Genomic DNA, 13,239 nt, shown 5'->3' on the forward strand with positions numbered 1-13,239 from the left:
CAGTAAATGAGGTGAGGCGGATGGATACAGAAGGGGTGCAAGAGGTTGCGGGGTTGTTAAAAGACTTGCCCGCAGAACGCGGCCAGTTGCTACCCGCATTATGGCGGGTCGTAGAGCATTATCACGCACTGACACCAGCCTTAATTGGCGCCGTGTCCGAAGTGTTAGGCGTTGCTTATGCCGAAGTCTATGGAGTGGCCTCTTTTTATACGCTCTTTGACAACATAGAGGGCACAACCCCGGTGCATATTTGCACAGATGTCATGTGCGCGCTGCAGGGCGCAGAGGAGTTAAAGGCTTGGGCCGAACAAGCTGCGGCGGGCCTCCCTATTACCGTGAAAGAATCGGCGTGCCTGGGCCAATGTGACCATGCTCCGGCCGCATGGATTGGACAGAAAATTTTGCGCCGGGCGACGCCTCAAGTGGTGCAAGAGGCAGTGAAGGCGGTGCATCATGGGTGAAATTCGCCGCCTTTTACCACCCCATGAGGTCCGTTCAGATCCCCAAAGTGCTGAGCGGATGCGTGAACGGGGTTTTGATCAGGCGTTGGCCACGATTTGGGCGATGAGCCCGGAAACGGTGATTGAATGGGTCACGGCCAGTGGGATTAAGGGGCGCGGGGGTGCTGCCTTCCCCACCGGGATCAAATGGACGAGTGTGCGTCAAGCGCCTGGAGAGATAAAGTATGTGGTGATGAATGCGGATGAAAGCGAACTCGGGACGTTCAAAGACCGGGTCTTGTTAGAGCAAGATCCCTTAGGCGCATTGACGGGGCTTCTCATTGCGGCGTATGCCGTCGGGGCTCGAAAAGCCTTTTGTTATATCCGCGGCGAATACCGGGAGGTCGAGCAGGCTTTAGCCAATGCCTTGGAAACCTTACGCCAGGGTGATTGGCTGCGCGGGGTGGATGTTGAAATCCGGCGGGGAGCGGGGGCGTATATTGCCGGCGAAGAAACGGCTTTGTTTAATAGCATTGAAGGAAAGCGGCCCGAACCGCGGGTCAAACCACCCTTTCCGACGGTGAAAGGGCTATGGAGCTCACCGACCCTCATTCAAAATGTGGAAACGTTGGCCAATGTTGCCGTGTTATTCGCTCATGATGTGTCGTGGTTTACGCAGTACGGGACCCCAAAGACGCCGGGCACCAAATTAGTGGCCTTAAGCGGACACATTCGCCGTGCTGGTGTTTATGAAGTGCCGTTTGGTGTGCCGTTGGCCGATATTGTGAGCGATCCGGACTTGGGTGGACAGGTGGCAGGGAGCGGCCGCTTGGGAGCGGTGTTACTTGGCGGAGCGGCTGGCACCTTTTTGACACCGGAGGAGGTCATGAACCACCATTTGGACTATGAGTCGCTGCAAGCGCTAGGAGCCAGCATTGGCTCAGGCGCAATGATGTTCTTTGACGATACCGTGGATTTGGGCTGGGTGGTCGCAAGGCTTGCCCGCTTCTTCGCAGAGGAATCTTGTGGCCAGTGTGTGCCGTGCCGTATTGGCACCCGCCGCCTCTTAGAGATCGTGGAAGCCAAGCAGTGGGAAAGTCGCGTACACGATGTGCGGGCGTTAGCACAGGCGATGCGCGATGCCTCGATTTGTGGCTTAGGCCAGACAGCGCCCTTAGCTCTCCTGTCATTCATCGAACGGCCGCAACTGAGGCCTCATGCCTGAGGCGAAGAAGGAGGAGGCTATGATGGAGAAATCCATATCACTGACCATTGACGGCCAAGTCGTAACGGTAGCGCCTGGCACGACCTTGCGGGCCGCATGCGAACAGGCGCAGCATCCGGTGCCCACGCTTTGTTGGCATGAAAACTTGACGCCGGCTAATGCTTGCCGAGCGTGTGTTGTTGAACTGAAAGGGTCGCGTACGCTCGTGGCATCATGTTCGCGTGTCGCAGAAGATGGGATGGAAGTGTTGACAGCGAGCGAGCGTGTTCAGAATGCGCGCCAGGTAGTCGCGGAATTGCTGTTATCTACATCGGATGCGACATTGGCGCCGAGTCTTCAGGAATTGGCCCAAATATCGGGAGCGGATCCCAATCGCTTTGCAGGGGGGGCCACGTGGGCGCAGCCGATGCGCGATGACAACAATTTATATGTGCGGGACTTGTCCAAGTGCATTTTGTGCTACCGTTGTGTTGAAGCGTGTGGCGACGACGCGCAGAATACATTTGCGATTGCGGTGGCGGGGCGAGGGTTTGATGCTCATATTGATGCGGGCTTCGGGCGCGAACTGCCGGAGTCAGATTGTGTCTTTTGTGGAAATTGTGTGGCAGTCTGTCCTACAGGAGCATTGATTGGCAAAAAGGAATACGAATTGCGGCAGGAGGGGCAGTGGGATGAAAGCCAGATCACCACGACCGAAACGGTTTGCTCCTATTGTGGCGTGGGCTGCGATCTGCAGTTACATGTCCTAGACAACCAAATTGTCAAAGTCACATCGCCTGCAGATCATCCTGTGACGCATGGCATGTTGTGTGTAAAAGGACGTTATGGCTATGCTTTTGCCCAAAGTGAAGACGAGTAACCTTAAACCATATACGCACTAAACTCCCTTTTTCGAATACGGAAAGGGAGTTATTTTTTGGTTATAGGAAAGTGAATGGCTGGTTTGTTAAAAGGGGGATTCGGTTAACTGGCCACCGCGTGTGCTATACATTCCATAGAGTCCGGGGTTGGTGTAATTTGCTCTATGCGTCCGCAAGAAATATCTATTAGGATGATACGAGGTGTGGCAAATAGGCGTGGGCGCTGGGCCGTTTAGTCATGGGAAGATGGGTGAGAGAAAAGAGGGATGCGCATTAAGGTCTTTGCTAAGGTCGCCGGAGTGGGTAGCCCCGTCATTTTTCTTCCGGGAATGGGATGGACGGCCGAGTCGGTCTGGCCGTTTCGGCTCCTTCAAGATCGCTATACGGTGCATGCCTTAGACCTGCCGGGATTGGGACGCAGTGCGCCCTTACCGCATGCGGCCAACTGGTATGATGTGGCCTTCTGGGTCAAAAGTTACTGCGATAGTCAAGGATTTGGTGCCGTGCGTCTGATCGGGCATTCGACGGGAGGTGTGGTGGCCTTGGCGTTTGCGGATCAGTATCCAGAGCGCGTTCACCAATTGGTGTTGCTCGATGCCGGATATCAAAAAATTCCCCGTTTTCCAACGGGTGTGTCGAAACCGTTACGTTATTTTACGCCGGTGCTGAGTGTCATGACCCAAACCGGCGCCACATCTTGGGCAGCGCGCGTTGCCACCCGTGCGGTGGTGCGCGATATGAGTCCTGCCGGTCTTGAGCAGGCGTTTTTGACCTTCGTGCATGAGCAACATATACCCATTACCCCGTCCTTGCGGGTTGCATTTTATACAGCAATGCAAGAGGTGGTCGTTACCCCAGGCGGCTTGGCATTTCTTCTGGCGATCTACCGCTCAAAGCCCGTGCAAGCATTTTGCCGACTTAAGCCGCCCACGCTACTCGTCGTCCCAGAGTCGATGATGAATAGGCGGCCTCTGACAGCGATTGATGAGCTGGGTTTGCCGATCTTGCTGTACGAAGTCTCTGGAGGACATTATGTTCACTTTGCCCACCCGGAGATCGTAGGCGTCGTTCGGGATTTTTTTGATCACTGGGCCTAAGAACTTGAGTTAAGAGTGTTTTTGCTGTTGCTCCATGTCCCGAACGCGTTGTAAGATGCCGCGCATGGCGCGGCTCTTATGCGCCTCCGTTAAAACTGCCGCTGTATTTGCGTCGCGGTCGCGCAAACTGTCTAATATGGCACGGTGCTCCTCGATCGAGCGGCGTGTGCTGTCGTCGCTACCCGTTAGAGGACCGGGATAGCGGCCCGCATGGTTCCACAGCTCTTCGATGCCTTGGATAAGTCTGCGATTGCCGGAGTGCTGATAGATGGCCATATGGAGCCGCCGATTCAACGCGTTTAATTGTTCAGGCGGCGCGTTCTGGGCAACAGCCTCCTCCAGTTCGTGCGCCATGCGGTCGAGTTCGTCCAAATCCTGATCGGTTAACGCGGGCGTAGCGAGACGAATGGCTAAGCTTTCCAACGCAGTCCGGATCTGAAAAATTTCTTCCAAATCCCGTGAAGAGATTAAACTTGCCGTGGCTCCCACATGAGGCGTAATGGACACCAAACCGGTTGAGGCTAATTGGTTAATGGCCTCCCGTACAGGGATTTCGCTGGTTCCGAACTCTTCGGCCAGTTGGCGTGTTTTCAGTCGGTCGCCAGGAGCATACTCGCCTGCGAGAATTTTTTCTCGCAGCCTTCTTAAGATATAGTCCTTTTTGGTTTCAAATGCTTTGTTCTCCATACCTCTGCCTGCTTCCTCAGCGCGTTGCCGCCGCATTGTGATGAGGTGAATCATCTACGAGTATTGATAGATATATTATATCAAATCAATACCTCGAAATGCAGTGATAGTCAGAAGTTGTGCGCCATCCCTATTGTATAGCCAGATAATTCTATACAATTAAAGCGTGGAGTCAATGGCTGAGAACAATAAGAAAGACTGGCTGGCTGCACCAATGGAAGTGTTTTAGACGGCTAGCCTAAACGGATTGGCTTCACAGGGCTCGGCAGAACATTTCGGGCGAAAGGACGTGACAGTGCTGAACAGCTTAAAAAAGCATCTTACATTGTTCGACCTAATCGTCATTGGGGTCGCAGGAGCAGTCGGAACCGGTGTTCTTTTCAGCTCAGCGGGGATGGCTGCGGTGGCGGGACCCGGCGTGGTTTTAGCGTGGTTGATTGGGGCTGTGATGTATCTTTTCGTGGGGTTGACCTATGTCGATTTGAGTTATTTATATCCCGAAGCGGGCGGACCCTCACGGTACAGTCTGTACAGCTATGGTAAAACGACCAATATGATTAATGCGTTCGCTGACCTGATTTGGTATCTCTTTATTCCGCCGGTTGAAGCATTGGCGACTGTAGAAGGGCTGAACTATTTTTACCCGCATTTTATTAATGCGTTAGGCAATCCCACGACGGCTGGAGCCGTACTTGGGGTCGTGTTGATGCTCTTATTTCTGCCGTTCAATTATTATGGCGTTCGCATGTTTGCCAATTCGACCAATGTTTTTGGCATCGCCAAGCTATTGCTCTATGTCGTGGTCGGAATTGGCTTTCTATCCTTCGCGCATAGTCAGAATTTCACGGCGTATGGTGGCTTCATGCCTTTCGGGATGGGGGGCGTGTTTGCGGCCATACCACTTGGGATGTTTGCTTTTGGCGGCATACGGGTAATTCCCGACTATGCCGAAGAGGTTAAACAGCCAAGGCTCTTAGGTCATGCGATATTATGGTCAGTTCTTGGTCAAACCATTATCTATGTCTTGTTGAGTTTGGGTTTTCTTACGGCCCTGGATTGGTCCCAGCTCAAGATTCATCCTGGGACGTGGAGCGCCATTGCGTCTATTGCGGGCAATCCCTTTTTGACAATAGCCCAGGGTGCGCATGTTGGGTGGCTGATATTCCTGACTGTCATCATCGCCGTCATTGGTCCGTTTGTGACCGGCTACATTTATCAAGGGGCAGGGAGTCGTATCCTTTTGGCCATGGGCCGTTCCGGTTTGGTAAGCGCCAAAATGCAAGAATTAAGCGATCGCTATGCGATTCCTGTATGGGCCTTGCTTGTCTTTACGGTCATCGGAGCGGTTGTGGCGTATATTGCGGCACCCTTGCCATCGATTTACAGTTTGATTACCGATGCCGTCGTGGCGGGCTATTTGGGCTTTGCAGTCAATCCTGTGGTGATGTTGGCCTTGCGCAAGGAAGGTCATGCCGGCAAGTTGAAAAATGGTTCACTCGTCGCAGTGTTGGCGTTTGCGTCCGCGTCACTCATTGTCTATTGGAGTGGGTGGCCTTCAGTCCCCTATGCCACTGTCTTGCTGGCATTGGCCTCTGTTGTCTTTGGCCTCATGTACAAGGTCAAAGGGGGATTTGTTAATGCCATCTGGTATATCGCCTATGTGCTGTTTTTGACGCTCATGACCTATATTGGCAGCGTCGGAGCCCTGAAGTGGTTTAATATTGATATAGGCAGCGTCATTGTTGTCGTGGTGTGTTTAGTGTTGTTTTTGCCGTGGGGAATCGCCTCGCGGATGGCTCCGCAGGCGAATCCCGATGTAACGGCTAAAGGCAGTGTGGGAGATAGCGCTTAAAGGCACGTCTTAACCTTGCTAGAGGCGCAGGGGAGACTTCGGCCCCCTGCGCTTAGTGGTCTTTGCTTATGTGCTGTGCCCTTGTAGTCTTGGGTGGGAACGAGAGGGCAGGCAGAGGTGGCAAAAGCCGCTGTCAATGCAACAAGTCCAATACCTAAGGTCGCATTTTGTCCAACATAATAAAGCCGCCCCGTAAGAGGGCGGCTGGTGACGCCAAAAAGGGGTCCTTAGACTTTCAGCAAGGGCTTGCCAGGGGTCCAGTCCACAGGACACAAACCACCCGCTTGAATGGCTTGCAAAACACGCAAGGTTTCATCTACGGAACGGCCGACGTTGAGGTTGTGCACCACTTCATATTCTACGACGCCGTCTGGATTGATGATGAAAAGACCGCGGTACGCTGCACCTTCTTCAGGAACATAGACCATGTAACGCCGTGAGACGTCATGAGTCCAGTCACTGGCTAACGGGTAGTTGATGGGTCCAATGCCGCCTTTGTCTGGGCTTTGCTGAATCCATGCCTTATGTACATGCGGACTGTCTGTGGAGACACCGATGATTTCTGCGCCCAGATTCGCAAAGCGGTCATAGGCGGTGGATAAGGCAGTGATTTCGGTCGGGCAGACAAAGGTGAAGTCGTGGGGATAGAAGAATAGGACAACCCACTTACCGCGGTACTGTTCAAGGCGTACTTGCTCGGTTTCACCGTTCGGCATAATAGCCGGCATGTCAAAAGATGGTGCGGGTTTTCCTACGAGTGCCACAGTGTATCCTCCTAAGTGTGAAGTCTTAGCTGACGCGCCGATGCGCGTTGCGTGAGGAAGAAGTCCTCTGCTTGTATTATGATCCAATGATGGGCCTCGTTGTCAAATCGGGAACAACCAGTGTGCGTTGTGTTTGGCATAGCGGCACGGTATGCTTAAACCAAACAGTGACAGAGAACGGAAGGATGATTGCGCGCAATGCATGCGGGGTGGACGCGGTTTACAGTACGGTCTAGATGGCTGGTAATTATGGTGTGGGTGCTATTAATCGTTGCGACTATCCCCTTAGCGATGCAAGTCACCCGCCATCTCACGGCCAATGGATTTGATAATCCTCGGAGTGAGGCGAGGTGGGCGACGGATCAACTCTCCCGGCTGAATCCTCCGCCTGCCCCTGACCCCCTTTTGATTCAGGGATTATCTCAAGGCCGCGTGATCGCGATTGCCCAAGATGCGCATATTGGTCGTCAAACTTTGCATCCCCTGCACGGGGGCGGGGTGCTGTATGTGCCTTCTCCCCAGACGTCGGTGTCGATGTCACGCCATTTTGAAACCGTGATTACGGCCCACCATGGACAGTGGCAAGATGTGACCCAAGGCTCTGTGGGGAAAACCGTGGCCCATGATAGCGCGAAAACCTTGGCGTTAAGCGGCGTACTCGCCATCCCCTTTTTAGCCGTGCTCTTGTTTGCCGTGTTCGGATCGGTGGCGGCGATTGCTTTGCCGCTCATCATTGCGGTGGCGGGGTCGGAAATTGCGCTTTCGGTGATTACTCTCGTGGAAACACACATTCAATTGTCCGTCTTTTTGACAGACATTGTGTCCTTTTTAGCCTTAGGGGTCGGCATTGATTATGCGCTCTTTATTAGCACGCGTTTTCGCCAAGCGTTAGACCGCGGTCACGGGGTTGAAGAGGCCGTTGTGGAAAGCATGCGTCATGCGGGGCGCTCTGTGCTCTATTCCGGAATCGCGGTAGCGTTGGCGGTGGCGACATTGCTGTTGGGAGGCAATGCGTATTGGCAAGGTCTGGCTTTGGGAGGCGCTGTCGCCATTGCTTCTGTGCTGTTGGCTACCCATTCGCTGTTGCCAGCGGTTATGGCGGTCATGGGCAAACACTTGCGTTGGGGTGGACTGAAGCGGGTGCCCAATTGGGGATTCTGGCGGTTTGTCGGCCGGTTATCCGTCGATAAGCCGTGGTGGGGCTTGATCCTAAGCGTATTGCTGTTAGTGCCCCTGGCGTTATTGGGGCCGCGCATGCAAATGCGGACTCCGGCTAATTTGGCCAGTATGTTGCCCTTAAATAGTCCGATTCGGCAAGCCGTCATCCTCGAGCAGAAAATTCAAGGGCCAGGCAGTATTGCCCCATTAGGGGTGGTGATGCGCTTTGCCACGCCGCTTAGTCAGGCACAAACGTGGAGCGCTGTGAATGACGTCACGGCCCATTTGCAAAATCTTTCGGGGGTCAAGAAAGTTTCCTCTCCCAGGGACTTGGGCGTGCCCCCAGGGGGTTTAGCTGCGATGGTGGGACATAAACTGCCAGAGCCTGCCGCTTTGAAAACGGCCTTGTCCAATTTTATCAATCCCCATGTTATTCCCCGCACCGTGGTCGTTTACGTGGTAGCCACGACCGGACCAGATAATCCAGCGACCGCCCATTTGGCGGCTCGCATTGACCATCAGTTGCCGCGGTGGCTGCCGCGGGGTACCCGCGCTGCGGTGGGGGGGCAGGTGCCGATTTTGCGCAGTTTTAATACGCTGACGGCGCACCGACTTCCGTGGATTATTGGCGCGGCCCTGATTGTTGCCTTGATTGTGCTGTCCATTGCGACGGGGTCCATTATGCAGGCCGTATTAGGCGTAGTATTTGATGCGTTGGTTGCGCTGGCGACAGCCGGACTGTTGGTGCTGGTCGTTCAGCGCGGTCTGTGGGGCTTCCAAGCCCAACCCTTAGATAGTTCGATTACGCCGTTGATCTTTGTGTTGCTTTTTGGCTTATCCATGGACTATGAAGTGATTTTATTGCACCGAATTCAAGAGCCGCTGCGAACGGGGGCGCCCGTATCCCGGGCGGTGTATTCGGGGGTGTCGACCACCGGCTCGATGATTACGGGGGCAGGCATGATTATGGTAGTGGTGTTCTTATCTTTGATGGTCAGCCCGCTGCAGGTGATGAAGACCTTAGCGCTTGGATTGAGCTTTGCGGTGTTGGTGGATACATGGATTGTCCGTTCGTTGTTAGTACCGAGCACCATCGTTTTATTGGGGCGGGCGTCGTATTGGCCGTGGCGCATTCCCTCATCGGATCCGGCGCAACAGGTGGCCAGTGAGAGCGATGGATGGGCACGAGAAGATGCCAGGGATCCGTCTTAAGATTTTCGGTTGATTTTCAACTTTTCTTTGCCCCAGTTATTGCCTTCCCGAAGAAACATGGGACCTTTGGAATATGGTGTAAAAGGACCACTGAAGGGGGGCAATCGTATTATGTTTGCACTCGCATTGTCTGGGGGAGGTTTGCTGGGAGCCGCGCATTTAGGCGTGCTGCAAGTCTTGGAGGAAAACGGTTTGTGGCCGTCGGCAGTGGCAGGAACATCGGCCGGAGGATTGGTGGCATCGATGGTCGCGTCAGGGGTAGGGGTGGAGGATATGGTCGCGTGGGGCCAAGCCGTAACCGAACACCCGGAGGACTATTTCGAGCTGAATACGGAGGGATTTGTTAAAGAAATTTGGCCGGGGGTACATCAGCCCGCTACCGGGATCATTAATCCGCAAAAGTTCTTGGAGAGTCTCATTGCGCTATCTCCCACTGTGCAAACCATTGCGGATTGGGCGATGCCCTGTGCGGTGATTGCGACGAATATTGCGCAAATGCAGCCCGCGGCCTTTACGCCCGTTTTGGGGGTTAAGCCCCCAGGGCCGGGCTGGGAAATTATCCAACAAGCTTACCTGCGTTGGGCTTTAGGGGCGACGATGGCGATTCCTGCGTTATTTGATGCGGTGCGCCACAAGGCGGCCTTGTATGTCGATGGCGGGATTTCCGACACGTTGCCGATTAATTGGGCTTTTCAACTTTGCCCAGGGCCGGTTATTGGGGTCAATGTCGCGCCCACGAAACCGGTCAACGGCGCCGATTTGGGGATTGCCGACATTTTAGCGCGGTCGGAGGCTTTTGTGACCCAAGAATTGTCCGATGTGCAGAATCAACACTACCTCTCAGTCGTGATAAGTCCACCGACTGAAGGGACGCCATTTTGGGCTTTTCACGACTATCATCGCCTTATCGCCTTAGGGCGCCATGCGGCGATTGAGGCTCTGCCGGACATTGCCAAGATGCTATCTCTGTGATTGAAAGAAAAATCCCACCCCAAAGACAGGAACTTTCACCTGCCAAAGCGAATCTTTTTGGTAACAAGCTTGGCCGTCACAGGTGAAGAGGAGGGGTCTGGGGTGCGATTGATAGAAGGGATGGTCCATGTTGCTCGTTTGCCGCTTGTGACCCCATTCCGTACAAGTTTACGGGAAGTGACAGCGGTAGACGATGTCCGTGTCACCTTGCTAGCCGATTCCGGCCACCAAGGGCTGGGGTCAGCGTCTCCTACGGCGGCGATTACGGGTGAGACGACGGCGGGCATCGTGGCTGCGATTCGGGAATATCTATTGCCTGCGCTCTATGGGCGCGATCTCGATGACCGCAACGCGACGTATCAAGCGGTTCAAGATGCGCTGCAACACAATACGTCGGCAAAAGCGGCGGTGGATATTGCGTTACATGATTTGTATGCCCGCTTTGATGACATGCCGTTGGTGCGCCAACTGGGGGGGAAGGGCACCACGGTGTTGACGGATGCGACTGTCAGTTTGGACACGAGTGAGACCATGGAGCGTCAAGCTTTGTCGCTTGTGGCTCAAGGATTTTCGCAGCTAAAAATTAAAGTGGGTGGCCGCGACGGAGACGATGCGGTGCGCGTGCGCCGAATTCGGGAGGCCGTGGGCGGCCATGTGCGTCTGTGGGTAGACCCCAATCAAGCGTGGTCCGTCCGAGAAACGTTGGACCAAGCCGAAGCGCTTGGTCCCTATGGGGTGGAATTTATTGAACAGCCACTCCCGGCTAACGACATGCGGGGGATGGCCGAGGTACGAAGCCGCAGCGCGTTGCCGATTTGTGCGGATGAAGCGGTGTATGGGCCTCTTGATTTGCAACGGCTGTTGGATTTGCGTGCAGCCGATATTCTCAATGTCAAATTAATGAAGGCAGGAGGATTGACCCGAGGGGCGCTCTTGTTAGCGTGGGCTCAAGCAGCCGGATTGCACTTGATGGTGGGCAGCATGATGGAAGGTCCGGCATCGGTCAGTGCGGCCGCCGCGCTGGCCCAAGCCTACCAATGTCACTATGTTGATTTGGATGCCGGCTACTTTTTACACGAGGCGAAAGCGCAAGGGGGCATTCGCTATGAACATGGGGCCATTGTGTTTCCAGACAAGCCGGGTTTGGCGCTCACATGGCAAGGCCAGGAAGAGGGGCTGGTATGATTTTGCACGTCGAAGAGGCCATGCTGTCTCCAGAATTCTGGATCGCTCGCATGGGGGAAGAGGCGGCACACCGTGTTTATAATCCACAGGCTATTAACCAGGCGCTCAAGCCTCCTCATCTCCCCTTTCAAGAGGCAATCCAAACACTTCGTCAAGGAGGGGACCAAGCGGCGTTAATTCTCCCTGCGGGTGCAGTGCCCCAGGGCTATGACCGTCATGGGCAACCCGTGACAGCGGCGTGGCAAGGGCAGGTGCAAAAGAATGCCATTCTGGAACCATTTCCTGAGCGATGGGGATTTTCTGTGACGCGGGCGGCACTACGGTCATGGCCTACCTTAGACCCCGTCTTTCGCACGCCAAAGGACCAGGAATTTGATCAGTTGCAACAGACACGCGTTGGGGTTTTTGAACCGCTTTTGATTTTAGGACAAAGCGCAGATGGCCAATGGTTTTTGGTGCAGTCACCCATTTATCAGGGATGGGTTCGCCAAGACGATGTGGCCTGGTGTGACGCGCTGACGTTTACGCGTTTTGCGGATCGTTCCCATCTTGTTGTCATTACCCACCCCAGGCAGGTGGTGGAACCGGAGCCGGGGAGCGATGAGGAGCCCCACGTGGTCAGTGTAGGCACCATGTTGCCAGAGGCCACGACGTTCTCAGTGGGCCATCAAGCATCGCTGGTTCATGTGGCGGTGTGGTGGCCACAGCGTGCGGCTGATGGATCCTTGAGCGTTCGTCCGGCGCTTATGGTAAAAGGGCCGGGTGTGCACCAGGGGTTTTTGCCGGCGACGCGTGCCAACCTCCTACGTGTCGCTTTCAGCTTATTAGGCGAGCGGTATGGCTGGGGCGATAGCTTTGACCGGCATGATTGCTCGAGTTTTGTTCGCGATGTTTTTCAAACCCTAGGCATTCATATGCCGCGCAATAGCAGTGCCCAAGAACAAGCGGTGTCTTGGCGTCAGCGGTTATCGGGCTCATATGATGAGCGCCGGATCGCATTAGAAGGAGCGTTAGCGGGCGATGTGCTCTTTATGCCAGGGCACGTGATGGTTTACTTAGGTATGTACCGTGGTCGTCCTTATGCCCTGCATGCTTTTGTGGGGTATCGTCATGGTGGCCAGGTGCATTGGGTTAATCAGGTCATGGTCTCGCCTCTTGATATTGAGCTTAGAGACCGTGACCTGCCTTATCTCCAAGGCGTCACGTCTGTTGGCGCGGTCCTTAAGACGCTGGAGTGACAGTAATAGTGCCTTGCATATACCCTGGAGTGACCATGGGACCGCCCATGCCCATGGGAGAGGTGCCGCAAGGGGCCATGCATTGCCAGCCGTAACGGCCTGCTTGAGGCATCCGAATTTTGGCGGTGACGGTGACTGTGTGGCCTGCGGGTGCTGCGGGTATGGGCAAGTTTAAGCCAATCGCAGGAATGGTAAAGGTATGGGCGATGTTTTGGTTGTTGACGGAGCGCTCGGCTTTTCCGTCAATCATCTCCGTATCGCCAATCGTCCCGCGGACTTTGTCATCTTGCAGCATCGTCAAGGGAGCCGTACCGGAATCGTGCGAGATAATGGTGAGCTGTACGGTGCTGCCGGCTGGCGCGGACCAAAAAGCGGGACGGTATTGGGGCCAGCCTGGTTTGTGAATTTCCTGGCCCGTGTAAATGACCATCGTCCGGGCAATCACCGTCGGTGCTTTGGATGGACTAGCGGTATTGAGTCCACATCCGGCAAGTCCCAGAGCCATTGCTGTGGTCATCGCGATCATAATTGGTCGTGGAGTCATACTCA

Annotated in this window: 12 protein-coding genes; 9 read left to right on the top strand and 3 right to left on the bottom strand. The window is 54.5% G+C overall.

The window, feature by feature from the left end; genetic code table 11:
• The first annotated feature begins 20 nt into the window (after positions 1 to 20).
• The 4 genes from CO251_RS09450 (at position 21) to CO251_RS09465 (ending at position 3,622) form a co-directional block, all read left to right on the top strand.
• The gene (locus CO251_RS09450; protein WP_103375565.1) at positions 21 to 461 is read left to right on the top strand and encodes an NAD(P)H-dependent oxidoreductase subunit E; all 441 of its coding nucleotides are present in this window, start codon (positions 21 to 23) and stop codon (positions 459 to 461) included.
• Positions 454 to 1,665 (top strand): NADH-quinone oxidoreductase subunit F, encoded by a 1,212-nt coding sequence (locus CO251_RS09455; protein WP_103375566.1) that lies wholly within the window; start codon positions 454 to 456, stop codon positions 1,663 to 1,665. The genes CO251_RS09450 and CO251_RS09455 overlap by 8 nt, the downstream gene beginning before the upstream one ends.
• Positions 1,666 to 1,684: 19 nt before the next feature.
• Positions 1,685 to 2,524, top strand: a complete 840-nt coding sequence (locus tag CO251_RS09460) for a 2Fe-2S iron-sulfur cluster-binding protein (protein WP_242968510.1) — start codon at positions 1,685 to 1,687, stop codon at positions 2,522 to 2,524.
• Positions 2,525 to 2,791: 267 nt separating this feature from the next.
• On the top strand, positions 2,792 to 3,622 hold the full coding sequence (locus tag CO251_RS09465) for an alpha/beta fold hydrolase (protein ID WP_103375568.1): 831 nt from the start codon (positions 2,792 to 2,794) through the stop codon (positions 3,620 to 3,622).
• 9 nt (positions 3,623 to 3,631) lie between these two features.
• Here the strand turns inward: CO251_RS09465 and CO251_RS09470 are convergent, their stop codons facing one another.
• The gene (locus tag CO251_RS09470) at positions 3,632 to 4,309 is read right to left on the bottom strand and encodes a GntR family transcriptional regulator (protein ID WP_103375569.1); all 678 of its coding nucleotides are present in this window, start codon (positions 4,307 to 4,309) and stop codon (positions 3,632 to 3,634) included.
• Positions 4,310 to 4,604: 295 nt separating this feature from the next.
• Here CO251_RS09470 and CO251_RS09475 point away from each other — a divergent pair, with 295 nt between their 5' ends.
• Positions 4,605 to 6,161, top strand: coding sequence for an APC family permease (locus CO251_RS09475; RefSeq protein ID WP_242968512.1), 1,557 nt, complete (start codon positions 4,605 to 4,607; stop codon positions 6,159 to 6,161).
• A gap of 227 nt (positions 6,162 to 6,388) precedes the next feature.
• On the opposite strand, the gene CO251_RS09480 is transcribed toward CO251_RS09475, so the two are convergent.
• Positions 6,389 to 6,925 carry a peroxiredoxin gene (locus tag CO251_RS09480; protein ID WP_103375570.1) on the bottom strand — a complete coding sequence of 179 codons (537 nt, stop codon included), beginning with the start codon at positions 6,923 to 6,925 and terminating at the stop codon, positions 6,389 to 6,391.
• A 198-nt stretch (positions 6,926 to 7,123) separates the two neighbouring features.
• Between CO251_RS09480 and CO251_RS09485 the strand changes: the two genes are divergently transcribed.
• The 4 genes from CO251_RS09485 to CO251_RS09500 all read left to right on the top strand — a co-directional run bounded on the left by CO251_RS09485 (position 7,124) and on the right by CO251_RS09500 (position 12,690).
• Positions 7,124 to 9,295 carry an MMPL family transporter gene (locus tag CO251_RS09485; protein WP_103375571.1) on the top strand — a complete coding sequence of 724 codons (2,172 nt, stop codon included), beginning with the start codon at positions 7,124 to 7,126 and terminating at the stop codon, positions 9,293 to 9,295.
• A gap of 111 nt (positions 9,296 to 9,406) precedes the next feature.
• Complete coding sequence (locus tag CO251_RS09490) at positions 9,407 to 10,267, top strand: patatin-like phospholipase family protein (RefSeq protein WP_158246261.1); 861 nt, start codon at positions 9,407 to 9,409, stop codon at positions 10,265 to 10,267.
• Between the two features lie 102 nt (positions 10,268 to 10,369).
• A complete protein-coding gene (locus CO251_RS09495) occupies positions 10,370 to 11,452 on the top strand; it encodes a dipeptide epimerase (RefSeq protein WP_103375573.1) in 1,083 nt (360 codons plus the stop codon).
• Positions 11,449 to 12,690, top strand: a complete 1,242-nt coding sequence (locus CO251_RS09500; RefSeq protein ID WP_158246262.1) for an SH3 domain-containing protein — start codon at positions 11,449 to 11,451, stop codon at positions 12,688 to 12,690. Before CO251_RS09495 ends, CO251_RS09500 begins: the two co-directional genes overlap by 4 nt.
• Here CO251_RS09500 and CO251_RS09505 read toward each other — a convergent pair.
• Positions 12,674 to 13,234: a hypothetical protein gene (locus CO251_RS09505; RefSeq protein ID WP_103375575.1), complete on the bottom strand. Its 561-nt coding sequence runs from the start codon at positions 13,232 to 13,234 to the stop codon at positions 12,674 to 12,676. The genes CO251_RS09500 and CO251_RS09505 overlap by 17 nt on opposite strands.
• Positions 13,235 to 13,239 lie beyond the last annotated feature (5 nt).

The sequence above is a fragment of the Sulfobacillus sp. hq2 genome (assembly GCF_002903155.1).
Lineage (GTDB): Bacteria > Bacillota > Sulfobacillia > Sulfobacillales > Sulfobacillaceae > Sulfobacillus > Sulfobacillus thermotolerans.